The sequence below is a fragment of the Nonomuraea antri genome, assembly GCF_013283785.1.
Classification (GTDB): Bacteria; Actinomycetota; Actinomycetes; order Streptosporangiales; family Streptosporangiaceae; genus Nonomuraea; species Nonomuraea antri.
In genome coordinates this window covers 1-24,578 of the sequence record NZ_JABCPZ010000124.1, presented here as the reverse complement: position 1 = coordinate 24,578, position 24,578 = coordinate 1, and the positions used below count along the sequence as shown (strand labels likewise).

18 protein-coding genes are annotated in these 24,578 nt (G+C 71.6%); 8 read left to right on the top strand and 10 right to left on the bottom strand.

Annotated elements, in window-relative coordinates; all coding sequences use genetic code 11:
* Positions 1-22 precede the first annotated feature (22 nt).
* Positions 23-3,025: an alpha-mannosidase gene (locus tag HII36_RS32780; RefSeq protein WP_173527170.1), complete on the top strand. Its 3,003-nt coding sequence runs from the start codon at positions 23-25 to the stop codon at positions 3,023-3,025.
* Here the strand turns inward: HII36_RS32780 and HII36_RS32775 are convergent, their stop codons facing one another.
* From HII36_RS32775 to HII36_RS32770, 3 genes are read right to left on the bottom strand one after another with little or no spacing between them, the layout of a single operon-like run.
* Complete coding sequence (locus HII36_RS32775) at positions 3,026-3,862, bottom strand: carbohydrate ABC transporter permease (RefSeq protein ID WP_328807993.1); 837 nt, start codon at positions 3,860-3,862, stop codon at positions 3,026-3,028.
* Entirely contained in the window at positions 3,859-4,734 is an 876-nt protein-coding gene (locus HII36_RS55955) for a carbohydrate ABC transporter permease (RefSeq protein WP_217370258.1), read from the bottom strand. Before HII36_RS55955 ends, HII36_RS32775 begins: the two co-directional genes overlap by 4 nt.
* On the bottom strand, positions 4,731-5,972 hold the full coding sequence (locus HII36_RS32770; protein ID WP_236004097.1) for an ABC transporter substrate-binding protein: 1,242 nt from the start codon (positions 5,970-5,972) through the stop codon (positions 4,731-4,733). Before HII36_RS32770 ends, HII36_RS55955 begins: the two co-directional genes overlap by 4 nt.
* Positions 5,973-6,117: 145 nt before the next feature.
* Here HII36_RS32770 and HII36_RS32765 point away from each other — a divergent pair, with 145 nt between their 5' ends.
* Together HII36_RS32765 and HII36_RS32760 are read left to right on the top strand one after the other, a co-directional pair.
* Positions 6,118-6,768, top strand: coding sequence for a FadR/GntR family transcriptional regulator (locus tag HII36_RS32765; RefSeq protein WP_328807992.1), 651 nt, complete (start codon positions 6,118-6,120; stop codon positions 6,766-6,768).
* 69 nt (positions 6,769-6,837) lie between these two features.
* Positions 6,838-7,908 (top strand): hypothetical protein, encoded by a 1,071-nt coding sequence (locus HII36_RS32760; protein WP_173527166.1) that lies wholly within the window; start codon positions 6,838-6,840, stop codon positions 7,906-7,908.
* A 43-nt stretch (positions 7,909-7,951) separates the two neighbouring features.
* Here the strand turns inward: HII36_RS32760 and HII36_RS32755 are convergent, their stop codons facing one another.
* From HII36_RS32755 to HII36_RS32735, 5 genes are all read right to left on the bottom strand, one after another.
* Positions 7,952-8,200 carry a hypothetical protein gene (locus HII36_RS32755; RefSeq protein ID WP_173527165.1) on the bottom strand — a complete coding sequence of 83 codons (249 nt, stop codon included), beginning with the start codon at positions 8,198-8,200 and terminating at the stop codon, positions 7,952-7,954.
* A 31-nt stretch (positions 8,201-8,231) separates the two neighbouring features.
* Positions 8,232-8,861, bottom strand: a complete 630-nt coding sequence (locus HII36_RS32750; protein WP_173527164.1) for a TIGR00645 family protein — start codon at positions 8,859-8,861, stop codon at positions 8,232-8,234.
* Between the two features lie 5 nt (positions 8,862-8,866).
* Positions 8,867-9,022 carry a hypothetical protein gene (locus HII36_RS32745; RefSeq protein WP_173527163.1) on the bottom strand — a complete coding sequence of 52 codons (156 nt, stop codon included), beginning with the start codon at positions 9,020-9,022 and terminating at the stop codon, positions 8,867-8,869.
* Between the two features lie 107 nt (positions 9,023-9,129).
* Complete coding sequence (locus HII36_RS32740) at positions 9,130-9,336, bottom strand: hypothetical protein (RefSeq protein WP_173527162.1); 207 nt, start codon at positions 9,334-9,336, stop codon at positions 9,130-9,132.
* Between the two features lie 84 nt (positions 9,337-9,420).
* Positions 9,421-11,073 carry an endo-1,4-beta-xylanase gene (locus HII36_RS32735; protein WP_328807991.1) on the bottom strand — a complete coding sequence of 551 codons (1,653 nt, stop codon included), beginning with the start codon at positions 11,071-11,073 and terminating at the stop codon, positions 9,421-9,423.
* 233 nt (positions 11,074-11,306) lie between these two features.
* On the opposite strand from HII36_RS32735, the gene HII36_RS32730 reads away from it, so the two are divergent.
* A complete protein-coding gene (locus HII36_RS32730; protein WP_173527160.1) occupies positions 11,307-12,968 on the top strand; it encodes a class I adenylate-forming enzyme family protein in 1,662 nt (553 codons plus the stop codon).
* A 97-nt stretch (positions 12,969-13,065) separates the two neighbouring features.
* On the opposite strand, the gene HII36_RS32725 is transcribed toward HII36_RS32730, so the two are convergent.
* Both HII36_RS32725 and HII36_RS32720 read right to left on the bottom strand, forming a co-directional pair.
* Positions 13,066-13,863 carry a hypothetical protein gene (locus HII36_RS32725; protein ID WP_173527159.1) on the bottom strand — a complete coding sequence of 266 codons (798 nt, stop codon included), beginning with the start codon at positions 13,861-13,863 and terminating at the stop codon, positions 13,066-13,068.
* 13 nt (positions 13,864-13,876) lie between these two features.
* Positions 13,877-14,527, bottom strand: coding sequence for a hypothetical protein (locus HII36_RS32720; protein WP_173527158.1), 651 nt, complete (start codon positions 14,525-14,527; stop codon positions 13,877-13,879).
* 310 nt (positions 14,528-14,837) lie between these two features.
* On the opposite strand from HII36_RS32720, the gene HII36_RS32715 reads away from it, so the two are divergent.
* The 4 genes from HII36_RS32715 to HII36_RS32700 form a co-directional block, all read left to right on the top strand.
* The gene (locus HII36_RS32715) at positions 14,838-15,245 is read left to right on the top strand and encodes a hypothetical protein (RefSeq protein ID WP_173527157.1); all 408 of its coding nucleotides are present in this window, start codon (positions 14,838-14,840) and stop codon (positions 15,243-15,245) included.
* 42 nt (positions 15,246-15,287) lie between these two features.
* On the top strand, positions 15,288-15,647 hold the full coding sequence (locus tag HII36_RS32710; RefSeq protein ID WP_173527156.1) for a nuclear transport factor 2 family protein: 360 nt from the start codon (positions 15,288-15,290) through the stop codon (positions 15,645-15,647).
* 100 nt (positions 15,648-15,747) lie between these two features.
* Positions 15,748-17,052, top strand: coding sequence for an MFS transporter (locus tag HII36_RS32705; protein ID WP_328807990.1), 1,305 nt, complete (start codon positions 15,748-15,750; stop codon positions 17,050-17,052).
* A gap of 94 nt (positions 17,053-17,146) precedes the next feature.
* On the top strand, positions 17,147-24,578 hold a 7,432-nt coding region (locus HII36_RS32700), incomplete at its 3' end, for a calcium-binding protein (protein ID WP_173527155.1).

Below are 24,578 nucleotides of genomic sequence, written 5' to 3'. Positions count from 1 at the left end.
CCCGTCTTTAGGGAGCTTTTCCATGCATGACGACCGCACGCTGGTCGAAGCCCGTCTCAAGCGCGTGCTGGACGAACGCCTGCGTCCAGCCGTCTATCCCGAGTCCGTGCCGCTGGAGGTGAGCGTCTGGCACGCGCCGGGCGAGCCGGTTCCGGTGGCCGAGGGCCTGGCCGCGGCGGGCGAGCCGATCGCGGCCGGGGCGGCGTGGGGCGCGCCGTGGGGCACGAGCTGGTTCACGGTGACCGGCACGGTGCCGCACGCGTGGGCGGGACGCACCGTGGAGGCGATCCTGGATCTCGGCTTCGACGAGAACATGCCGGGCTTCCAGTGCGAGGGCCTGGTCTACCTGCCCGACGGCACCCCGGTGAAGGGGCTCAACCCGCGTAACCAGTGGGTGCGGATCGGCGCGCCGGTCAGCGGCGGCGAGCCGGTGGAGCTGCGGATCGAGGCCGCGTCGAACCCGGTGATCCTCGACTACCACCCCTTCCTGCCCACCCGGCTCGGTGACAGGGAGACCGCGGGCGGCGCGCCGCAGTACCGGCTGGCCCGGATGGACCTGGCGGTCTTCGACGAGACGGTGTGGCAGCTCGTCATCGACCTGGAGGTGGCCGGCGAGCTGATGATGGAGCTCCCGGTCGACGGCGGGCGGCGCTGGGACCTGATGCGCGCGATCGACCGCGCGCTGGACGCGATCGACCTGCAGGACGTCAACGGCACGGCCGCGGCGGCCCGCGCCGAGCTGACCGGGGTGCTGTCGGCGCCCGCGGTCCCGTCGGCGCACCGCGTCAGCGCGGTCGGGCACGCGCACATCGACTCGGCCTGGCTGTGGCCGCTGCGCGAGACCGTGCGCAAGGTGGCGCGGACGGCCTCGAACATGACCGCGCTGCTGGCCGACGAGCCGGAGTTCGTCTTCGCCATGTCGCAGGCCCAGCAGTGGGCGTGGATCAAGGAGCACCGGCCCGAGGTGTGGGCGAAGGTGACCAAGGCGGTGGCGGCCGGCCGGTTCGTCCCGACCGGCGGCATGTGGGTGGAGTCCGACACGAACATGCCCGGCTCGGAGGCGATGGCCAGGCAGTTCGTGCACGGCAAGCGCTTCTTCATCGACGAGTTCGGCGTCGACAACGAGGAGGTGTGGCTGCCCGACACGTTCGGCTTCGCGGCCGGGCTGCCGCAGATCATCAAGGCGGCCGGCGCGAAGCGGCTGCTCACCCAGAAGATCTCGTGGAGCAGGACGAACGCGTTCCCGCACCACACGTTCCTGTGGGAGGGCATCGACGGGTCGCGGATCTTCACCCACTTCCCGCCGGTCGACACCTACAACTGCTCGATGACCGGCAAGGAGATCGCGCACGCCGCGCGCAACTTCAAGGACAAGGGCGTGGCCAGGCACTCGCTGGCCCCGACCGGCTGGGGTGACGGCGGCGGCGGCACCACCCGCGAGATGGTGGCCAAGGCGGCCAGGCTGCGCGACCTGGAGGGTTCGGCCACCGTCACCTGGGAGACCCCGGCCGAGTTCTTCGCCAGGGCCGAGGCCGAGTACGCGAGCCCGCCGGTCTGGGTCGGCGAGCTCTACCTGGAGCTGCACCGGGCCACGCTGACCAGCCAGGCCAAGACCAAGCAGGGCAACAGGCGCAGCGAGTCGCTGCTGCGCGAGGCCGAGCTGTGGGCGGCCACGGCGGCCGTGCGCGCCGGCGCGCCCTACCCGTACGAGCGGCTCGACCGGATCTGGAAGACAGTGCTGCTGCACCAGTTCCACGACATCCTGCCCGGCTCGTCGATCGCCTGGGTGCACCGCGAGGCCCGCGACACGTACGCGGCGCTGGCCGGGGAGCTGAACGGCCTGATCGCCGACGCGCAGCGGGCGCTGGCCGGCGACGCGGCGGGCGGCGGGCGGCTGGTGTTCAACGCGGCCCCGCACGCCAGGAACGGCGTGGCGGCCGGCGGCGCGGCCCCGGCCGCGCCGGAGCCGGGCCCGAGCAGGCAGCCGCGCGAGGGCGGCGGCTTCGTCCTGGACAACGGCCTGGTCCGGGTGGAGATCGACGGGCGCGGCCTGATCGTCTCCGCCTACGACCACGCGGCCGGGCGCGAGAGCGTGGCCCCCGGCCAGGCGGCGAACCTGCTGCAGCTGCACCAGGACTTCCCGAACATGTGGGACGCCTGGGACGTGGACGAGTTCTACCGCAACACGGTCGTCGACCTGACCGCCGCCGACGAGGTCGCGGCGGGCCGGGAGCCGGGCTCGGTGCGGGTCACCCGTTCCTTCGGCGCGTCGTCGGTGACGCAGGTGATCTCGCTGGCCGGACGCCGGATCGACGTCGACACCGAGGTCGACTGGCACGAGACGGAGAAGTTCCTCAAGCTCGCCTTCCCCCTCGACGTGCGCGCCGAGCGGTACGCCGCCGAGAGCCAGTACGGCCACGCCTTCCGCGCCACGCACACCAACACGAGCTGGGAGTCGGCCAAGTTCGAGGCGTGCAACCACAAGTTCGTGCACCTGGAGGAGCCGGGCTGGGGCGTGGCCGTGGTCAACGACTCGACCTACGGCCACGACGTGACGCGTACCGTGCGCGCGGACGGCGGCACCACCACGACGCTGCGGGTCTCGCTGCTGCGCGCGCCGCGCTTCCCCGACCCGGAGACCGACCAGGGCAGGCACACGTTCAGGCACGCGCTGGTGCCGGGCGCGACGGTCGGCGACGCGGTGCGCGAGGGCTGGTTCGTCAACCTGCCCGAGCGCGAGGTGCCCGGCGACGCCGCGGTGGCGCCGCTGGTCACGGTGGACGACGACGCCGTCGTGATCACCGCGGTGAAGCTGGCCGACGACGGCAGCGGCGACGTGATCGTCCGTTTCCACGAGTCGCGCGGCGGCCGGGCCGCGGCCACGCTCACGGCCGGTTTCCCCGTGACCTCGGTGACGGTGACCGACCTGCTGGAGCGGCCGCTGGCCGGGCCGGAGCGTCCCGGCCAGGAGATCCCGGTGAGGCTGCGGCCGTTCGAGCTGGTCACGCTGCGCCTGGCGCGCTGATCACGCGCGTACGGCGCCCTCGGTCAGTCCGGCGCGCCAGAACCGCTGCAGCGCGGCGGACAGGACGATCAGCGGGACGACGGACACGAACGCCCCGGTGACGGTGAGTGTCTGCAGGATCGGCTGGCGGTCGGCGAAGCCCCGCCAGCCGGTCAGGCCGAGGGTGATGGGGAACAGCTCGGGGTCGGCCAGCATCACCAGCGGCAGGAAGTAGTTGTTCCAGATCGCCACGAACTGGAACAGGAAGATCGTCACCAGCGCGGGCGCCATGATCTTCGCGGCGATCGTGAAGAAGATCCGCCACTCCCCCGCGCCCTCCGAGCGCGCCGACTCCAGCACCTCGTCCGGCACGGTCGCGGCGTAGACGCGTGAGAGGTAGACGCCGAACGGGCTGACCAGGCTGGGCAGCAGCACCGCCCAGTAGGTGTCGGCCAGCCCCAGCCGGGACATCAGCAGGAACAGCGGCAGCCCGAGCGCGGTCATGGGCAGCAGCACCCCGGCCAGGATGACGTTGAACAGCGCCTCCTTGCCGCGGAACTCGCACTTGGCCAGCGCGTACCCGGCGCAGGCGGAGATCAGCGTGGCTCCGAGCGCGCCGGCGCCGGCGTACAGCAGGGAGTTGAGTGTCCAGCGGCCGAAGATGCCGTCGCCGAAGGTGACGAGCTCGCCCAGGTTGGCGGCGAGGCGCGGTTCGGAGAACCACAGCGGCGCGGAGCCGATCAGCCCGCCGGTGTCCTTGGTGGCGGCCACGGCCAGCCAGTACAGCGGCAGCAGGAAGTACCCGGCCAGCACCAGCAGCAGGACGGTCACCAGCCACCGGGGCCGGACGGCGGTCACCCGCGCCCCCTTCCCACGAGGCGCAGGAAGCCGAACGACAACACCGAGATCACCACGGCCAGGATGATCGACTCGGCCGCGGCCAGGCTCAGGTTGTTGCCGTTGAACGCTTCCTTGAACGCGGTCAGCGTCGGCGTGTACGTGCTGGTGATGCCGCCGGACAGCGGCTGGAGCACCCACGGCTCGTTGAACAGCTGCAGCGCGCCGATGACGGTGAACACGGTGATCAGCACGAGCGCGGGCCTGATCAGCGGGAGCTGCACGCTCCAGGCGATACGGAACGCGCCGGCGCCGTCGATGCGGGCGGCCTCGTACAGGCTGCGCGGGATCGACTGGAGCTGCGCCACCACGATCAGCATGTTGTAGCCGGCGAACTGCCACACCACGATGTTCATGATCGACCAGAACACCAGGCCGGGGCCGAGCAGGTCGGCAGGCACGCCGATGGCTTCGAACAGCGGCGTGAACGGCGAGGTGCCCGGCGCGTACAGGAAGCCCCACATGATCGAGGCGATCACGCCGGGGATGCCGTACGGCAGGAAGAACGTGGTGCGGAAGAATCGCGGCCAGCGGGACATGCCGGACTCCAGCACCAGCGCCAGAGCGGTGGAGAACACTACCATCAGAGGCACCATGATCAGTGCGAAAAGCAGAATACGGCCGATCCCGGCAACGTAGTCGGGGTCGGACAGCGCGGTGCCGTAATGTTCCAGACCGGCGAACTCGGTGGTCGAGCCGTGCAGCCCGAGCAGGCCCGACCGCCGCACCGACGTCAGACTCTGCACCAGCGCGTAGACCATGGGCGCCACGAAGAACGCCGTGAACAACACCAGGAACGGGGCGAGGAATGCCGCCGCTGAGCGCTTGCTCATTCCGCTCTCAGCCCTTTCTTCCTGATCTGCTCGATCGTGCGGGACTCGGCCGCTTTCAGCGCGTCCACGAGCGTCGATCCGCCGTCGATGACCTGCTGGAACCGGTCACCGAGGATCTTGACGGTGTCGGTGAAGGTGGGCCACCACACCCAGCCCCCGGGCACCCGTTCGGACGAGGCGGTGAAGAGCTCGCCGGTGCGCTGGCCGCCGAGGAAGGCCGACGGGGCGGTGAGCGCCGGGTTCGACATGCCGGAGATCGCGGCGGGCCAGCCGAACCCGCTCTTGATCAGCATGCCGACGCTGCCCGGGTCGCGGTTGATCCACAGCGCGAACTCGGTCGCCGCCTCGGGGTGGGCGCAGCCGCGCATCACGGCGGTGGCCGAGCCGCCGTAGCTGGCCGAGGCGGTGCTGCCGGCCTCCCACTGCGGCAGCGGCGCGGCACGCCACTTGCCCGCGGTGGCCGGCGCGTTGGCCGCCATGATCGCCTCGGCCCACTGGGCCACCGGCATCGCGACCAGGTCGCCATCGGCCAGGTCCTGGTACCAGGACGGGGTGAACTGCGGCTCGATCTTGACCAGGTCGTCCCTGATCAGGCCCTGCCAGTATTCGGCCACCCGGACCGAGGCCGGGCTGGTGATCTCGGTGCGCCAGACGTCGCCGGTGGCGTCGATCCAGGGCGTGCCCGCCTGCCAGGCCATGCTGATGAACGGCGCGGCGTCGACCGAGGAGAACGTGGTGACGTAGGCGTCGGGGTCGGCGGCACGCACCTTGACGGCGGCTTCGCGGTACTCGGCCCACGTGGCGGGCACCTCGATGCCCCACTTCTCGAACAGGTCGGCCCGGTAGTACAGCGCCATCGGGCCGGTGGCCTGCGGGACGGCGTAGGTGCCGCCTTCGAACTCCACCAGGTCCCACGTACCCTGCTGGAAGTCGGCGCGGTCCCGGTCGGTGAGGTGGGGGGTCAGGTCGACCAGGCCCCGGTTCAGCAGGAACGCGGGCAGTTCCTGGAACTCCATCTGCGCGAGGCAGGGGGCGTTGCCGGCCAGTACGGCGGCCTGCATCTTGGCGTAGCCGCCGCTCGGGCCCGGCGGGATGTTCTCGAGTTCCACCTGAACGTCCCGATGGGTGCGATTGAACAGCTCCACCGCCTTGTCCATGCCCGGGACCCAGGCCCAGAACGTCAGCCTCACCGGCTGTGGCCCGGCGCCGCCCGTGCCACAGGCGCTCACCAGCACCATCACCGCCGCGGCCAGACTAAGGAGGAAAATCCTCCGGTGAAATGGCCGTGTATTCATATTTTAAGATTTATCTCTGTCAATTCGATAACGGAAGAGAGAGTAGACGGGAATGAGCTATCCAAGGCGGGGCGTCCACGGTGAGGTCGTGGAAGACCTCGGCCGCCGGATCGTGGGCGGCGATCCTGAGGCTACCGGCAACTTGGACCCCGCCGAACTGGGGCGACGCTACCAGGTGAGCCATACCGTGGTGCGGGAGGCGCTCAAGACACTGGCCGCGAAAGGTCTGGTGGACGCCCGTCCCAAGCGGGGCACGTTCGTGCGCCCGCGCAACGAGTGGTCGTTGCTCGACCCGGACGTGCTGCGCTGGCGCTTCACCCAGCGCGGCGATCTCGACATGCTGCGCGACCTGGCCGAGGTGCGTTCGGTGGTGGAGCCGGCCGGGGCGCGGCTGGCCGCCGAGCGGCGCACCGAGCAGGACGTGGCCGCGCTGGAGTCGGCGTTGCGCCGCATGGCCGACACGGCCGCGGACCCGGTCGCGCACACCGAGGCCGACCTGAGTTTCCACCGCCTGCTGCTGGCCGCCACGCACAACGAGATCATGGAGTGCCTGGAAGTGGTGATCGCCGCCGCGCTGTCGGCCCGCGACCGGCTGGTGCACTCCAGCGGCGAGCGTCCCGGCTTCGCCGCCACCCACCAGGCCGTGCTGGACGCCGTACGCGACGGCGACCCAGACGCGGCCGAGTCCGCCATGCGCGCGCTGCTCGACCAGGCGGGCAGGGACGAAGCGAGTCTGTGAAGCGGGCCGGTTTCCGGTTACGTTCTTTACAGTTACCGCGAGTACCCCGCCCGTGCCCGGGAGGCTCCCATGAGGCGACTGGCCGCTCTCGTCGTGCTGCTGGCCCCGTTCCTGTTCCTCTCACCCGCCCGGGCGGCCGTCACGCCGCCCCAGGTCTACGGCGCGTGGCACTGCGGCGACGACGCCTGCATCTGGGGCACGGTCCGCGCCGTCGCGGAGTTCGACGGCAAGAACCACTGGCTGATCGACCGGGGCGACGGCCGGCCGTCGGTCAACCTGGTGGTGCTCAGCTTCGTCCACCCGCTCAAGCTGCTGCGCGGGACGACCGACGCGACCACGCTGAACGGCGTGCCGCGCGGCATGACCCCGGAGATCGTCGGCTACTTCACCGGCCGGGGCATCCGGGTGATGGTGTCGATCGGCGGCATCACCTACACCGACGCGTGGAACCAGGCGCTGGCCGAGGACGCCGCCGGGCTCGGACGCGGCGCCGCGGCGCTGGCCCGGCGGCTGGGCGTGGGCGTCGAGATCGACTACGAGGAGAACAACGGCCCGGACCTGGCCGGGCTGCAGGCGTTCGTCACGGCCTACCGGGCCGTGCTGCCCTACGACGCGAGCGGCGCCGACCACGCGGCGCGGCTGACCATCGACGTGGCGGCGGGCGACCGGTGGCTGATCGACATCAACCGCAAGGCCACCGCGGACTGGCTGCGCACGGACGCGCCGGTGCTCGACTACGCCAACGCGATGGTGCCGGCCAGGCAGCCCAGCACGTCGGGCGCGATCGCCAACTGGCAGGAGCACGTGGACGGCAAGCCGCAGTATTCACCGCCGGTGCCGCCGCTGGCCCCGGCCAGGTTCACCGGCAGCCTGTACATCGCCGAGGGCGGCAAGGTGCGCCCGGAGTGCACGAACTTCGCCGCGTCGCTGCAGAACTCGACCGGCTCGTTCGTGCGCTCCGTGGCGCCGAACGGGGCGGGGACCACCGCCGGGATGCTCGGCTACATGTTCTGGGCCGCGGAACGCCCCTCCACCAGGGGTGTCACCACGGCGCCGCCGAACACCTGCGAGGGCGGGGTCGGCGCGGGCGCGACCGCGTACCAGATCCCGATCCCGATGCCGGCCCTGCGTCAGAGCTAGACCGCCTGGACGCCCGCCCGTCCGGCCCCGGGCGGGCGCCGGCTCAGGCGTCGTCGTCGGAGACGCGCGAGGCGTCCTTGCAGGTGATCTTCGAGTTGCTGAACAGCGGCAGCGCGTCCCCGCAGGTGCTGACGGGGGCGGAGACCGGCTCGACGATCTCGTCGTTGAAGATGATCACATCGCCGACCAGCGGCCGCGGCCCGGCTTGTGCGGGCTGCTCGGCGTATGCGGGCACGCCCATCGCCAGCACCCCGGTCACGGTCAGGCCGGTGACGGCCAGGCAGGCGCGCATCAGTGCCACCTCCCCTGGCACGGGCACCGGGTCAGGCCGCCGCGATGCGGTCTTTGGGCAGGTCGGAGCCGTTGGCCAAGCGGATGCCGACGACTCTGCCATGCCGGGGCCGGCCCGTCTCCATGATGCGGTCGATCAGCGCGAGCGCCACCGCCGAGACGATGAAGGTCAGGTGGATCAGTGTCTTCCATAGCAGTTCCCTGTCGGTGACGGCCGGTCTGGCCGCGTTGATGAAGATCTGGAGCAGGTGGATGGAGGAGATGCCGACGATCGCCATGGCCAGCTTGACCTTGAGCACGTTGGCGTTGACGTGGGAGAGCCACGGCGGCTGGTCGGGGTGACCCTCGATGCGCAGCCGCGAGACGAACGTCTCGTAGCCGCCGACGATCACCATGATGAGCAGGTTGGAGATCATCACCACGTCGACCAGCCCGAGGACGATCAACATGACGGTGGTCTCCGCCGGCCTGCCGCCGAACCCCAGCTGGATCAGGTGCACCAGTTCGGCCATGAAGCGCCACACGTACACCACCTGGGCGGCGATGAGCCCCAGGTAGAGCGGCGCCTGGATCCAGCGGCTGAGGAACATGAGGTAGCCGAGGCGGGTCAGGACGCTGGGCGCCCCGCGCGGCCGCTCGGGTACGGAACGCAGTGACCGCATGCGGGTCAGGACGTGAGGAGGAACAGGTTGACGCGGTCGACGATGGCCTGGACGTTGACGTTGGCCGGGTCAGAGGCGCCGGTGACCTGCGCGGCGAAGGGCGGGACCGCGACAGCGGCCGTGGCCAGTGCGGCAGCGGCGATGAGGGCTCGGACGGACAACGAAACTCCTTCGGGGAACATGCAGCGTGGACACCGACGTGACCGGGAAGGTGGGGCGGCGCGGCGGGAGGCGTCTCGCCGCGCCGCCCCGCGCCCGGCGGGAGCGATCAGGGATGCAGGCAGCTCACGGCGGGCGGTTCGGCGGGCAGACCCGGACTGTGCGGGTCGACCAGCGAGGTCACGTCGGTCGCCGAGTGCGCGACGCACTGGGCGAACGCGACCGGGTCGACCACGGCGTAGGCCGGGGATGCGGAGAGCAGCAACCCCCCGGCGATGAGTGTGGTGGCGGTGATACGACGGGGGGTGCGGTGCATGGAACCTCCTGAGTTCGGTGAAGAACAACCCCTCTCTCGCTACTGAGCGTAGCGGAGCTATAACAGAATGTTAAATGAGAGTTTTCACATGCAGTCGTAGCCGCCGGGCGTGCGGGTGTCGCCGCCCGGCCTGCTCACCTGGAAGCCGAACGAGGTGCTGGCGCCGGGGGCGAGCGTGCCGTTGTAGCCGGCGTTCCTGGCGGTGACGTTCTGGCCGCTGACGCTCAGCACGGCGTTCCACGAGCCGGTCACGGTGTGCCCGGCGGGCAGCGTGAACGTGACGGTCCAGCCGGTGATGCCGCTGGTGCCGGTGTTGGCCACCGTGACGGGCTGCATGACGTAGCCGGTGTTCCACTGGGTCTGCACGGTGCCGGTGGCGGTGCACGCGCCGGTGCCGGTGCCGCCGGTGGTGGTGAAGGACGCCGTGGGCGAGGCCGCCGACTGGTTGCCGGCGCCGTCGCGGGCCCGGACGTACACCTGGTAGGCGGTGTTCGGGCTGAGCCCGGTCAGCGTGACGGTGTTGCCGGTGCTCTGGGCCAGCGGCGGGTCGGTGGCGCCCTGCTCGCGGTAGACGGTGTAGCCGGCCAGCCCGCTGCCGCCGGTGTCGATGGAGGCGGCCCAGGTCAGGGTGGCCGAGGTGGCGGTGACGCCGCTCACGGCCGGAGTGCCCGGCGTGGTGGGCGGGGTGGGGTCGGTGGTGCCGCCGGCCAGCGCGTCGTGCACGGCGGTATAGGACGGCTTCTTCTGGTAGTTCTCGTCGTAGATCAGCGCGGCGCCCTGGCCGGGGAAGGTGTCGGGCACCCAGGAGTGCCTGTCGGTGAATCCCCAGATCGTGACGCCGGCGCAGGCGGTGACGGCCAGGCAGGCGTTGACCACGTTGCGGTAGTAGGTGGCCTGGGTGGCGTCCTTGGTGGCGTCCCTGGGGGTCTGCAGCCGGATGTCCAGTTCGGTGATGCGTACCTGCACGCCGAGCGCGGCGAAGCGCTCCAGGTTCTGCCGCAGGTCGTTCGGGAAGCCGTACTGGATGGCCAGGTGGCCCTGGAAGCCCACGCAGTCCACCGGGACGCCCTGCTGCCGCAGCGTGGCGACCAGGTTGTACATGGCGGTGCTCTTGGCGTTGATCCCTTCGACGTTGTAGTCGTTGATGCACAGCCGGGCGTCGGGGTCGGCGGCGCGGGCGGCGCGGAAGGCGTCGGCGATGTAGCTCTGGCCGAGCGTGTTGTACCAGAACGAGGTGCGCAGGTTGCCGTTGTCGTCGAAGACCTCGTTGACGACGTCCCAGGAGACCACGGCCGGGTTGTCCGCGTAGCGGCCGACGACCCGGCTGATGTGGTTCTGCATGGCGGCGCGCATCTGGGCGGCGCCCAGGCTCTGCACCCAGCCCGGCGTCTGGCTGTGCCAGACCAGGGTGTGGCCGTGGACCTGCTGGTCGTTCTGGACGGCGAAGTCGACGATCGCGTCGGCGCCGGAGAAGGCGAACTGGCCCTGGCTGGGCTCGGTGGCGTCCCACTTCATCGCGTTCTCGGCGGTGATCTGGTTGAACTCGGCGCCGGCGATGGAGCGGTAGGAGGTCTCGCCGGCCAGCGGGCCGGTGGCGAGCGCGGTGCCGATGAACTTACCCCTGGCGGCCGCGTGCTGGCGCAGCGGGGCCGACGCGTCGGCCGGGGTGGTGGGCAGCAGGAATGTGATGATCAGCCCGAACAGGGCGAGGGCTCTGGTGAGCGCTGACGACAACACGGGACATCTACCTCCGAAAGTTTCGACCGTGGGCGGATCGCAATCGGACGGTATTGACATGGGCTGTAAGGGTCAATGGCGGAGCCGGGTCGTGGCCAACGCAGCAGCTCAGCAGTCGAAACTATCGGCCTTGGCATGAAAGTTTCATCGCGGTTTTCCGGCTCTAGCGCGACGTACCTACCGGTCGGTACTGTGAATTATCCGGATTAGCCGTTCACTGCGGGAGTTCGCGCATGTCCCTTTCGCACGCCCAGGTCCAGGCCCAGCTCACCGGTCCCGGTCAGCTGTTCGAGATCGAAGAGATCGGCGATACCGGCGTACGGACGTGGAAGCACGCGCCCGCGCATGCCCGCGCCCTGCTCGACATGAGCAGGTTCCACGGCGAGAAGGTCTTCCTCGTCTACGAGGACGAGCACATCACCTACGAGGAGCACTACCGGCGCGCCGCGACGCTGGCCACCCGCCTGGTCGAGGAGTACGGCGTGACCAAGGGCGACCGGGTCGCCGTGGCCATGCGCAACTACCCGGAATGGGTGGTGGCCTTCTCCGCCGTCCTGGCCGCCGGGGGCATCGCCGTGCCGCTCAACGCCTGGTGGACCGAGGCGGAGCTGGCCTACGGAGTCGGCGACTCCGGCGCGAAGGTGCTGATCGCGGACGGCGAGCGGGCCGCCAGGCTGGCCTCGACGGGCGTGCCGATGATCGTCACCAGGGGCGAGGCGCCCGCCGGGGCGCGCGCGTGGGACGAGGTGCTGGGCGAGGTCACCGCCGCCGCGACGTTCCCCGACGTCGAGCTGTCGCCCGAGGACCCGGCCACGATCTTCTACACCTCCGGCACCACCGGGCACCCCAAGGGCGCGCTCGGCAGCCACCGCAACCTCGGCCAGTCACCCATGACCGTCGCCTACGGGCTGCTGCGCGCGGTCGCGCTGTCCGGCAAGGACCCGGGCGCGGCGGCCGGCGTGCGCCGGGTGACGCTGCTGACCGTGCCGCTGTTCCACGTCACCGGCTGCTTCTCGGCCCTGACCACCACCATGTTCACCGGCGGCGGGCTGGTGCTCATGTACAAGTGGGACCCCGAGCAGGCGCTCAGGCTCATCGAGCGCGAGCAGGTCACCACCATGATCGGCGTGCCGACGAACGCCTGGCAGCTCATGTCGCACCCCGACTTCGGCAAGTACGACCTGTCCTCGCTGACCACGCTCGGCTACGGCGGCGCGCCCGCCCCGCCCAAGCTGCTGGAGCGCATCAACACGAACCTGCCCGACCGCGCCCCCTCCAACGGCTACGGCATGACCGAGACGACCGCCCTGGCCATCGGCAACGGCGGCGCCGACTACCAGGCCAGGCCGGACAGCATCGGCCTGCCCTCGGCCGTCGTCGACGTCAGGATCGTCGACCCGCTGGGCGAGGAGCTGCCGCCCGGCGAGGTGGGCGAGCTGTGCGTACGCGGCCCCAACGTCATCCTGGGCTACTGGAACAAGCCCGAGGCCACCGCCCAGACGTTCGTGGCCGGCTGGCTGCACACCGGCGACCTGGCCAAGACCGACGAGGACGGCTTCGTCTACATCGTGGACCGGGCCAAGGACATGGTGATCAGGGGCGGCGAGAACGTCTACTGCGCCGAGGTCGAGGCGGCCCTGTTCGAGCACCCGGCCGTGGACGACGCCGCCGTCATCGGCGTGCCGCACGACGAGCTGGGCGAGGAGGTGGGCGCGGTCGTCAAGGTCGCGCCCGGCGAGTCGGTCACGCCGGAGGAACTGCGGTCGTTCCTGGCCGAGCGCATCGCCAAGTTCAAGATTCCGGTGCATGTCTGGTTCAGGGAGGGCGAGCTGCCGCGCAACCCGGGCGGCAAGATCCTCAAGACCCACCTGCGCCGCGAGGTGCTCGGGAGCTGATCCTCCCGGACCCGTCGCCTGCGGGGTGATATGGGTTGCTCCGCCCCGCAGGCGACGCGTTTCTCACGTCCGATCGGCCTACCGTGGGCCCGGACCGTTACTTGTCGTTCGGGTTGCACTCGCCGGGACCGTGCTCCAGCTCCGCCCGTGGCGCGGCGACCCGGACCTGCTCGACCAGCGTGCTCACCGGCGCGCCCAGCGTCTGCTCGCGAACTCCGCGCAGCACCGGGTCGACGCCCCGCAGGCTCGCCCTGGCCTCGGCGAGGGTCCGCGGCCGGCCCTCGAACTCGCCCACGCCGAGTACGCCGCCGTCGAACGGGATGACGCCGCCCGAGCCGAGCCCCTCCCACCGGCCCTTGGCGGGATCGTCCGAGCAGACGTCGTCCTCCCATTCGAGAGCCTTGACGTAGGTGTGGCCGACCTCGACCCGGGAGGAGTTCTTGATCGCGAACTTACGGGTGCCGCGGCCGTCGTTGTCGTTGAAGACCCAGCCGGGCACGGACTCCAGCAGCGTGGCGGGCGCGGGCTGAGGGGTGTCAGGGGCGGACCAGAGCACCTTGTCCACGCGCAGGCTGACGGTGCGGCCGATCATGCCCTCACGCCGCTCGACCTCGGTCCTGCTCGGGGACCGCTTGGACTCCCCGACCACGGTGACGACCACGACGTGGTCGGCGTAGGTGGCCCAGTCCGAGGCGGTCACGCTCGCGGTGCGGTCGCGGCCGTCGCCCAGGACGACCTCGCCGTCCGGAGCCGGCCCGGCGGCCGCCGGGGGCGCCGCGGCCGGCGGCCTCGGGCCGGCGGGCCGCTCGCCGCTCGCCGCCACCAGCGTCACGGCAGCGGTGACGATCACGAGCGGCACGCCGACCGCCAGGGCGTACACGGGTGTGCGTCTCATAACCTCTCCCGGTTCAGTAGGTGACGTTGATGAGGTGGGTGCCCGCCGCGCCGAGACGGCGAGGGAACTCGTCGGCGTTCTCCATGCAGCCGAGCCGGTTGTCGCCGGCCCCGAGCCGGGGTGACGCCTCCGGGCCGTGCACCAGCCCGACGGCGTGCCCGGTCTCGTGGCAGGCTATCGACCCGCTGAAGCGCCGGTACCCGTCGGGCGTCTCGATGCGGATGTAGGTCTGGTCGCAGGTGTACCACTCGCCGTTGACCGCGTCGTCGCACCAGGTGAAACCCAAATAGCCGCTCAGTCCGTCGGTTTCTTCCTGGAATACGACGTCGGTCTCGCCCGACCCGGAGAAGACAGGGCTGGAATCATAGGCCAGCGCCAAATCCGTCGGGACGAATTCCCCGGCCAGCATGGTGCGCAGCGCGTCCTGGTCGTTGGCCTCCAGGGCCGCGTAGTCGTTCTTGTCCGCGTACCAGTAGAGGTCGGCGTTGTCGGTCTGGCAGACGTTTCCGTCGCCGGGGCCTGCGGCGTTGAGGCAGGGGACGTCGTACGTGTCGGTCGGCACCAGGCCGTCGTAGTCGTGATCGGCTAACGCGGTGCCGGGCGCCACCACGAGCGGCAGCAGCATCAGCGTCGATAGAACGACGCGTTTGATGGTGCGGTGCATGCGCCACATCCTTCCCAGACGTTACCACCTTTTATTTAAAGATCTACGCATGATGCGCCCGAGGCCGTCAACATGTCCCCTTATCAGGAAAGACGAGTTGTCCTCGATCCGGGTTCATTTCAGGCGACGTCGAATTACCCGCGATGTGGAAATGGTGCATTCTTCAAGGAATTCCATTTCGCCGAGTCGCCTCGATCGATCTTCAGTCCGGCCCACCCCGGCCTCCGGCATTACTTCACACGTAATCGCGCCGCCTACGCCTCGGATGACATCTTTCAGGTGTCAGCAAGAACACCTGAAGGAGCCACAGATGACCGCCCTGACCGTCACCGCCGACCGCACCAAGTTCCTGCGTCTCGCGCTGGCCGCCGACGCCGTCGTGACCGGCGGCAACGGTCTGATCTACCTCGCCTTCGCCGGCCCGGTGGGCGAGCTGCTCGGCCCCGACGCCGGGCTGCTGCGCGGGATCGGCGTCTTCCTGCTCGTGTACGGCGCCGCCGTCGGCCTGCTGGCCGGCCGCCGCGCCATCAGCCCGGCCGCCACCCGGGCGGTCATCGCGCTGAACATCGCCTGGACGCTCGGCAGCATCGCCGCCGTGATCACCGGCGTCGCCGGATTCACCACCCTGGGCGCGATCTGGGCCGTCGCGCAGGCGCTCGTGGTCGCCGGGTTCGCCGAGCTGCAGATCATGGGCCTGCGCAAGGCCCGCGAGCAGTAGTCCCCCGCCCCCTCTCGTACGACCGGTCGAAGGAGATCGAAGATGAACGCCACCCTGGTCGAGCGCTACGTCGCCGCCTGGAACGAGACCGACGCCGACGCCCGCGCCAAGGCCGTCGCCGAGCTGTGGACCGGCGACGCCACCTACACCGACCCGCTGGCCGACGTGGCCGGGCACGCCGGGATCGCCGCGGTGATCGAGGGCGCCCAGGCCATGTTCCCCGGCCTGGTGTTCACCCCGGGCGAGGTGTTCGACGCCCACCACCACACCGCCCGCTTCACCTGGCACCTCGGGCCGGTCGGCGGCGAGCCGGTGGCGGTCGGGTTCGACGTGGTGGAGCTGGCCGAGGACGGCAGGATCCGCCGGGTGCTCGGCTTCCTCGACCAGGTGCCCGCCGCGTAGACGCCCGCTGCGGACGACGGCCCCCGGAACCCCCGGGGGCCGTTTCGCGTGCCGGAATTGATTTGCCCTGACCAGGCGTAACGCCCGACAATGTGACCCCGTGTCCCATCGTGTGAAATCGCTGCTCCGCCATCTGGCCCTGGACCTGAGCCCGCTGCGCGACTCCCGGGATTTCCGGCTGCTGACGGTCTCTCAGGTCATCACCATGTTCGGCTCGTTCATCTCGCTGGTGGCGGTGCCGTACCAGATGAAGGAGCTGACCGGTTCGCACGTGGCGGTCGGGCTGGTGAGCCTGGCGGAGTTCGTGCCGATGGTGGTGTGCGGCCTGTGGGGCGGCGCGATCGCCGACGCGATGGACCGCCGGAAGATCATCCTGTTCAGCGAAGTGGGCCTGATGATCACCTCGGGCGCGCTCATGGTCAACGCGATGCTGCCGAACCCGCAGGTGTGGGTCCTGTACGTGATGGGCGCGATCTCGACGGGCATCGCCTGCCTGCAGCGGCCGAGCATGGAGGCGCTCAGCCAGCAGATCGTCAAGCACGAGCAGCTCGGCGCGGCGGCGGTGCTGAGCAGCCTGCGCTGGAACTTCGGCGCGATCGTGGCCCCGGCGCTGGGCGGTTTCCTGGTGGCGGCGTACGGGCCGGCCACCGCGTACGGGATCGACCTGGCGAGCTTCGTGTTGTCGCTGGTGCTGCTGTGGCCGATCAGGTCCGCGCCGCCGGCCGAGGACGCGGCGCCGGCGTCGCTGAAGTCGCTGGTGGAAGGCGTGCGGTACGCGGTGGGCCGCAGCGACCTGGTGGGCACGTACCTGGTGGACATCGCGGCGATGGTGTTCGCCATGTCCACGGCGCTGTACCCGTTCCTGGCCGAGGAGCTGGGCATGCAGGAGGCCCAGGGCCTGCTGTACTCGGCCGGCGCGATCGGCGCCCTGATCGCCTCGCTGACCGGCGGCTGGACCGCGCGCGTGCACCGGCACGGGCTGGGCGTGATCCTGGCGGCCGGGCTGTGGGGCGTGGCGGTGGCGCTGGCTGCGGCGATCCCGAGCTTCTGGGCGGTGTTCGCCTGCCTGGCGCTGGCCGGGGCGGCCGACATGATCAGCGGCATCTTCCGTTCGACCCTGTGGAACCAGACGATCCCCGGCGAGCTGCGCGGCCGGCTGGCGGGCATCGAGCTGCTGTCGTACGCCAGCGGCCCCATGCTGGGCAACACCAGGTCCTCGCTGATGGCCGCGCTGGGCGGCAACAGGTTCTCGCTGTGGTCGGGCGGCGTGCTGTGCGTGATGGCGGTGTCGGCGCTGAGCGCGGCGCTGCCGAAGTTCCGCCGCTACGACGCCAGGACCGACGAGCACGCGCTGGCCGAGAAGGCCCGCAGGACGGCCGCCGAGCAGAAGGCCGTGCCGGTCTGAGACGCCGCTCCCTGGTGTCCCACTGAGCTCCAACCGCGTCGCAAGTGACGATCATTAAACACTCCACGACGGTTCGCTCGGTCGTGGAGGGGTCATGGTGCTCGGACGTCGCCTGCTCGGGATGTGGTGCGCGGTCGCCGTGACGTCCGCCACGCTGGTGGGCCTGCCGCCTACGGCCGCGGGCGCGGCCGTCGAGCGTGACGCGGAGGCCACCGCGCTGCTGTCGGCCGTGCGGCGTTTCTCCGAGGTGAGCAAGGGCTTCGCCACGCTCGGCGCGCTGGGCGAGGAGCTCCCGCTGACGGGCGTGGTGCCGGGCGGCGAGGGCGGGCTCGGCCTGGCCGGCCTGTTCGAGACGGCCGTGCACGACCGGCTCAAGGACATCGCGAGCCTCGGCGACGTCGAGGACGAGTACCCGGTGCCCGGCGGCAAGCTGACCGCGGACGTCCGCACCGAGGGCACGGTCAAACACCTGGACCTGACCCTCGACGTCGCCAAGACCGTCGCGGACAAGCCGATCTCGATCTCCAGCGCCACGCCCCGGCTGTCGCTGACCACCTCCGGCGGCGTGGACGTCACGCTGAAGCTGACCGCCAAGCTGCCCTTCGCCTACGACACCGCCACCAAGGCCGTCTGGCTGGGCAAGGAGGCCGCGGTCACGGTCAGGGCGACCGGCGCGCTGGCCGCCGGCGCCAAGCCGACGGCCGCGTTCGGCATCCTCGGCATGGACCTGCTGGCCGACTCGACGCTCGCCTTCGACGCCGCGATCGGCTCGGCCCTGTCCGACCCGGACGGCGACGGCCGACTCGACCTGGACGAGCTCGGCGGCGGCACCGGCCTGTTCGCCTTCACCAGGACCGGCACCGCCGCCGCCAAGCTCGGCCTGCGCGCCCAGCCGCTGGCCGGCGCGGACGTCGCCGGGGCCGCCGCCACCGTCAACGTGAGCTGGCCCGACCTGGCCACCGGCGCGCCGAAGGTGGAGCTGACGCAGGCCGACCTGGACCGGCTCAACCGCTTCCAGACGCTCGCCCCCAAGGACCTGCTCGACGGCCTGGGCCACCTGGCCAACGCGATCACCGCCGCCCAGCGGGCCCGCTGGACCGGCCAGGACGGCGGCACGCTGGGCAACGTGAACCTGCCGTTCATGCGCGGCAGCCTGGCCGACGCGGTGCACGTCGCCGAGGCGATCGAGAAGTTCGTCAAGGACAGCGTCGACCCGGACACCGGGCAGCCGAAGTTCACCTCGATCCAGAGCATGCTGGCGGCGCTGGCCGCGGCGAAGAACCTGCCGGGCGGCGCGGTGATCAAGGTCTCCGGCGCCGGCTACGACGACGCGGCCAGGAAGCTGGCGTTCACGCTCGCCGTGGACCGCACGGCCGGCCCGGCCCCCGAGCCGCTGAACCCGGCGGGCGCCGCGAGCAGCGGTCACGGCCAGGGCGTCACGTACACCGCCAAGACGGTCAAGCACGCCGGACGCACCTGGCGGCCCGGCGAGTTCCAGGGCCGCACGATCACGGCCGGCTCGTTCACCGGCATCGTGGACGCCAACACCGCAGACACGATCACGCTGACCGGCGACGGCTGGCTGGGCGGGGTCCCGGCGGCGGGCACGGCCTACCGGGTGGCCGCGTCCGACCCGCTGATCGGCCAGATCACCTTCGGCGACGCCTTCCAGGACAAGACCGGGATCGCGCAGGCCAACGCCACCGCTTCCACCGCCCAGGTGATGCGCGGCTACCACGCCGAGGCCACCGTCGTGCTGGACCTGAGCGACCCGGTCACCGGCCAGGCCTGCGCGAGCCGCCAGGACGGCCAGCAGAAGGCCTGCCCGTACCGGCACACCAACCCGGACGGCACCTCGACCGTGGTCGGTGAGCTGCCCAGGCCGTCCGACCGGGTGATGCTGCGGACCGGCCGCGACCTGTTCGGCGCGCGGCTGTCGGTGACGTCCGGCGTGGACGTGCACGCCTCGGTCGGCTACCTGGGCGTGCGGATCACCGGCACGGTGACGACCAGCGGCGCCGGCGGCGGCTACCTGGCGCAGGTCAAGCTCAAGGAGCAGGGCGACGTGCCGCTGGCCAGGCTGTTCGAGCAGCTCGCCGCCCGCCCGGGCGACGCGCTGGAGCCGGTGGTGCGCGCCCAGGCGCAGGCCAGGGTGAGCATCGGCGTGCCGGGCATGGCGGAGTTCTTCGGCGGGACGCTCAGCGGCGACGTCGTCATGCCGGACATCGCCGACCCGGCCACGCTGGAGTTCCGCGGCTTCGACCGGCTGGAGCGGATCAAGGACTTCGGCTTCTCCGGCGACAACCCGCGCGAGCTGTTCGGCATGGTGCTCAAGTCGCTCGGCGCGGTGGCCACGTACCTGGACGGCGTCAAGGGCACCGGACCCGTGGCCGAGGTCATGGGCAAGAAGCTGCCGCTGGTGGACCGCTCGGTGTCGGAGCTCGTCGCGGCCGAGGACAAGGGCGGCGGCCCCGGCGTGGTGTACGGCGACGGCGCCTGCGACAGCGGCGAGAGCGGCTTCCTCACCGACCCCTCGCGCACGTTCACCCAGGCCCACGTGGGCCGGGCGGTCAGCATCGGCAGCAGGCAGCTGGTCGTGGCCCGGGTGTGCGATGAGCACACGCTGGTGTTCACCGCCTCGCTCAAGCCCCGGCTGCCCGACCCGGGCACGCCCTACAGCCTGCGCTCCCCGCTCAAGGACGCCGTCGACCGGCTCGCCGCCGCCCCGCCGGACACCCTGCAGGCCCTGGTGACCGAGCTGAACGAGGCGCTCGGCGGCCAGGTCAGGGTCGGCTACCAGCAGGGACGCCTGGAGCTGACGCTCTCCTACGACAAGCGGGCCACCGTGCGCGAGCAGGTGCGCTTCGCCCTCGGCGACCGGAGCCTGATGTCGGCCTCCGGCCAGGGCACCGCCGACCTGGCGGTGGACGGCGGCGTGCAGCTCGGCCTGGCCCTGCCGCTGAAGAAGGGCTTCGACCCGGCCCGTGACCTGCTCATCGATCCGTCGTCCAACCTCTGGCTGGGCGCGCGGGCCGAGGTGAACGGGCAGATCGACGCCACCATCGGCCCGCTGCCCGTCGCCGTCGGCAAGAAGGACGGCGACCCGCTGCAGGCCGCGCTCGACTACAGCGTCAACCTCCGCTACGGCGGCCAGGAGCAGGAGCCCGTCAGCGCGGCCGCGTTCTTCGCCGGGGTCGACCTGTCGCTCAACGAGAGCAGCAACCCGGTGAGCTGCGCCGGCGACCCGCGCGCCGCGGAGACCGATCTCGCGCTGTGCGCGGTGCTGCCGGTGTACCTGGCCGGCGCGCCGGTGACCCAGGACGGCAAGCACCGGTTCGTGCTGCGCCTGCCCAGGGCGGCGCCGCTGGCCGACATGTTCGACCCGACCACGCCGCTGCCCGGCGACATCCCGCGGCTGGAGTCGCCCGCGTTCGACTTCTCCACCCTGCCGCTCAACATGGGCATGGACTGGAACAACCTCGCCGACGGCGTCGACCGCTACCTGATGACGCTGGAGACCGGCATGCGCTTCGCCGCCCAGGACGGCAGGCTGCCGCTGGTCGGACACGACCTGCAGCAGGGCGCCGACTTCATCGGGGCCAAGCGCGAGCAGGTCAGAGCGGCCATGGCGCACCTGCCCAAACAGGGCACCGGCGCCGGGCTGAAGAGCTGGATCACCACGAACCTCGGCCCGGTCCTGGGCGACCAGCTCGAACCGGTGATCAGCTGCACCACGCCGGAAGGCCCGGCCTCCGGCGCGGCCTGCGACGACGTGCCGGTGCCGCAGCTCACCGGCCTGGCGTTCACCATCAAGACGGGCCAGGGCGAGATCGACCCGGTCAAGGGCTGCGTGAGCGGCTGCCTCGCGGTGGAGCGCCCGCTGAACATCGGCGTGCCGGGGCTGGCGCTGCGCCAGGGCGCGGGCAAGGGCGCCCGGGCGAGCGTCGGCTGGACCCTGCGCGCCACCGTCGGCATCGACAGGGAGACCGGCTTCTACCTCGACGCCACCGAGGCCGACGCGCCGAAGCTGGGCGTGGGCGTGAACGTCACGCTGCCCGACGAGATCGACGCCAAGCTCGCCATCCTGGACGTGAAACTGGCCAACAAGCAGGGCAACCCGGATCTGTTCGCCGGGGCGTTCACGGTCGGGCTCAAGCCGGTCGGCAGGATCGGCCTGGCCCAGCTCGGCGACGACCTGCTGCAGACCTCGCTGTCGGCCAAGGCCGCGATCGACTGGCGCTTCACCGTGCGTCCGGGCTCGCCGATGCTGCCCGGCCTGTACGGCGACTTCCACCTCGACTGGGACCTGACCAAGGGCGGCGCGCCGAACCCGGACGAGCTGAACATCGCCTTCAACGACGTGACCCTGGAGGCCGGGCAGTTCTTCCGCACCGTGCTCGGGCCGGTGGTGACGCAGGTCAAGCGGCTCACCGACCCGGTCAGGCCGGTGGTCGACCAGCTCTACGCGCCGATCCCGGTGTTGTCCGACCTGAGCAGGGCGGCCGGCGGCGGCGACGTGAACCTGATGACGATCGCCGAGAAGTTCAACACGCTGGGCGGCGACAGGTCCACCGAGTTCCTGACCAAGGTCCCCGAGGTGATCAGGCTGCTGGGCCGGCTGCCCGACTGCCGCGGCTCGCTGCCCATCCGCATCGGCGGCTTCCAGGTGGCCGGCGCCAGGGCGCTGGCCACGCCGAACTCCCCCGACGTGGCGGACTCGCTGATCAGCGGCACCACGTTCGCCGCCGACGACCTGTTCGCGGCGCTCGACGCCGGGGCCAGGACGTGCGAGGGCGCCGCCAAGACGACGGCCGAGCCCGACCAGGGCCCGCTGGCGCACGCCAAGAAGGCCGGCTTCACCTTCCCCGTGCTGGAGAACAAGGGCAGGTCGCTGTTCAGCCTGCTCATGGGCAAGGACGTGGACCTGGTCTCCTACGACTCCGGCCCGCTGCGTCTCGGCTTCACCTACAGCCAGTCGTTCGGCCCGGTCTACGCCCCGCCGCCGGTCATGGTGGTCATCTCCGGCACGGCCGGGGTGGAGGCCCGCATCAGGGCCGGGTTCGACACCTACGGCATCCGCAAGGCGATCGAGGCGGGCAAGGCCGACCTGCAGATCCTCGACAGCCTCTACCTGCGCACCACCGACGACCGGGGCGCCCCGCTGCCCGTCATCACCCTGTACGGCACGCTCGAAGCGGGCGCGGCGGTGGACGTGCTGCTGGTCAAGGCGGGCGTCAGCGGCGGCATCGCGCTGACGATCGCGATGAGCTGGGCCGACCCGAACAACGACGGCAGGTTCAGGTTCGGCGAGTTCGCCCGGGTGCTGCTGCGCAACCCGCAGTGCCTGTTCACCATGGACGGCAAGCTCAAGGTCTATCTGAAGGCGTGGGTGGAGATCGGCATCTCGATCTTCAAGAAGCGGTTCGACTGGACGATCGTCGAGGTCACGCTGCTCGACTTCGCCGTCAAGCCCAGGTGCGAGGCCGATCCGCCCAAGCTCGCCACGGTCAGCGGCGACGCGCTGGTGCTGCACGTGGGCGCGATGCGGCAGGCCAGGGGGCCGGACTGGAGCGCGCCGGGCGACGACGCCGAGCAGTGGACGGTCACCCAGCTGCCCGACGGGTTCGCCGTCTCCGCGCTGGGCTTCCGCGAGGAGCACCGGGCGGCCGGGCTCGACCGGGTGCTCGCCGACGGGCGCGGCTCGAAGGGCGCGCTGAAGCTGGTGTTCCAGGGGTACGCGGGGGCGGACGGGAAGCCGTACCCGTTCGGGAAGAAGGTCGTGGCGTTCGGCGGGAGCGGCGACGACGTCGTCCTGACCGGGGCGGGCGCGTCCGTCGTGGACGGCGGCCCGGGCGACGACCAGATCACCACCGGCGACCAGCACGGTACTCCCCCGGCGATCGTCGCGGGCGGCCCCGGCGACGACTACGTGACGGTGGGCGGCGCGGGCGACTGGGTGGCCGGCGACGCCGGGCTGAACCCCGCCACCCGCAAGGTCGGCGACGTCGAGGTGGCCGACTGGAACGCCGACGGCCTGCCCGGCGCGCCCGCCGACGCGGCCGGCGACGGCGCCGACCGCATCGCGGCCGGGCTGGGCGCCAACCGGCTCTACGGCAACGGCGGCGCGGACGCCATCGGCGTGTCCTCCGACAGCCCGCTGGCCGACGACGCGCCGCAGTACCGGGCGCAGCCGAACCTGATCGTCGGCGGTCCCGGCGGCGACACGCTGACCGGCGGCTCGAACGACGACGAGATCCACACCGGCCCGCGGCAGGCCACCGAGCCGGACGCGGCCGGACCGCAGGACACCGGCACCAACCTGGTCGACACCGGCGCGGGCCAGGACAAGGTGTACGGCGGCACCGCGGTGGACCTGGTGGCCGGGCACTCGCGCCCCGGCCAGAGCGTGCTCCTGGTCGGCGGCGGCGGTGACGACGTGCTGGCCGGCGGCCACGGCAAGGACGAGATCTTCGGCGGCCCCGGCGACGACTACGTGATCGCCGAGCCGTCGGCGGTGGGCGAGGTCACCGGGACGAGCCCGTACGGGCCGGTCCGATCGGTCACCCACCAGCCGCTGCCCGCCGGCGTCACCGCCTCGGCCAAGCTGCTGGTCGGCGGGGACGGCGACGACCACGTCGTGGGCGGCGACGGCGGTGCCACGGTGTTCGGCGACCGCCACCGCGCCGAGCCCTGCACCGAGACGGGCGGGGAGACGGGCGGCGACGGCGACGGCCGTGACCTGATCCTGGGCGGCGCCGGCCGCGAGGTCGTCTCGGCCGGCGGCGGCGCCGACCGGGTCGAGGCCGGCGGCGGCGCGGACCGGGTGTGCGGCGAGCGCGGCGACGACGAGCTGCACGGCGGCGCGGGCGACGACGAGGTCTCCGGCGGCTCCGGAGCCGACACCGGCTCCGGCGGCGACGGCGCGGACGAGGTCGGCGGCGGCCCCGGCGACGACACGCTGCACGGCGGCGCCCAGGCCGACACGGTCACCGGCGAGGCGGGCGCGGACACCGCGTTCGGCGGCCCGGGCGACGACCTGGTCGTCGGCGGCAGCGGGAAGGAAGGCGCCGACGACACCGGCGACACCCTGTACGGCGACACCGGCGCGGACGTGCTGATCGGCGACAACGGCGGCGAGGACGGCCCCTTCACCGGCGACACGTCCGGCGGCGGCGACCTGATCCACGGCGGCCCCGACGCCGACACCGGCTTCGGCGGCCCCGGCGACGACGAGCTGCACGGCAACGACGGTGACGACCGGCTGGAGGGCGGCGCGGGCGCGGACCGCGCGGACGGCGAGGCCGGCCACGACCGGCTCTTCGGCCAGGCGGGCCACGACCGGCTGCGCGGCCAGGACGGCGACGACCAGGCGCACGGCGGGCCCGGCGTGGACTGGGTGGAAGGCGGCCAGGGTCACGACGACCTGGCCGGTGGCTCGGCCACGGCCGGCGCGGACGACGAGGCGGACGTCCTGTTCGGCGGCCCCGGCGACGACGTGGTGACCGGCGACAACGCCGAGATCACCC

Bases quoted from the DNA above. Each gene is read 5' to 3' on its own strand.
- HII36_RS55955 (WP_217370258.1), bottom strand. From the start codon at position 4,734: ATGAGCAAGCGCTCAGCGGCGGCATTCCTCGCCCCGTTCCTGGTGTTG.
- HII36_RS32715 (WP_173527157.1), top strand. From the start codon at position 14,838: ATGACCGCCCTGACCGTCACCGCCGACCGCACCAAGTTCCTGCGTCTC.
- HII36_RS32750 (WP_173527164.1), bottom strand. From the start codon at position 8,861: ATGCGGTCACTGCGTTCCGTACCCGAGCGGCCGCGCGGGGCGCCCAGC.
- HII36_RS32780 (WP_173527170.1), top strand. From the start codon at position 23: ATGCATGACGACCGCACGCTGGTCGAAGCCCGTCTCAAGCGCGTGCTG.
- HII36_RS32755 (WP_173527165.1), bottom strand. From the start codon at position 8,200: ATGCGCGCCTGCCTGGCCGTCACCGGCCTGACCGTGACCGGGGTGCTG.
- HII36_RS32730 (WP_173527160.1), top strand. From the start codon at position 11,307: ATGTCCCTTTCGCACGCCCAGGTCCAGGCCCAGCTCACCGGTCCCGGT.
- HII36_RS32740 (WP_173527162.1), bottom strand. From the start codon at position 9,336: ATGCACCGCACCCCCCGTCGTATCACCGCCACCACACTCATCGCCGGG.
- HII36_RS32720 (WP_173527158.1), bottom strand. From the start codon at position 14,527: ATGCACCGCACCATCAAACGCGTCGTTCTATCGACGCTGATGCTGCTG.
- HII36_RS32770 (WP_236004097.1), bottom strand. From the start codon at position 5,972: ATGGTGCTGGTGAGCGCCTGTGGCACGGGCGGCGCCGGGCCACAGCCG.
- HII36_RS32760 (WP_173527166.1), top strand. From the start codon at position 6,838: ATGAGGCGACTGGCCGCTCTCGTCGTGCTGCTGGCCCCGTTCCTGTTC.
- HII36_RS32725 (WP_173527159.1), bottom strand. From the start codon at position 13,863: ATGAGACGCACACCCGTGTACGCCCTGGCGGTCGGCGTGCCGCTCGTG.
- HII36_RS32710 (WP_173527156.1), top strand. From the start codon at position 15,288: ATGAACGCCACCCTGGTCGAGCGCTACGTCGCCGCCTGGAACGAGACC.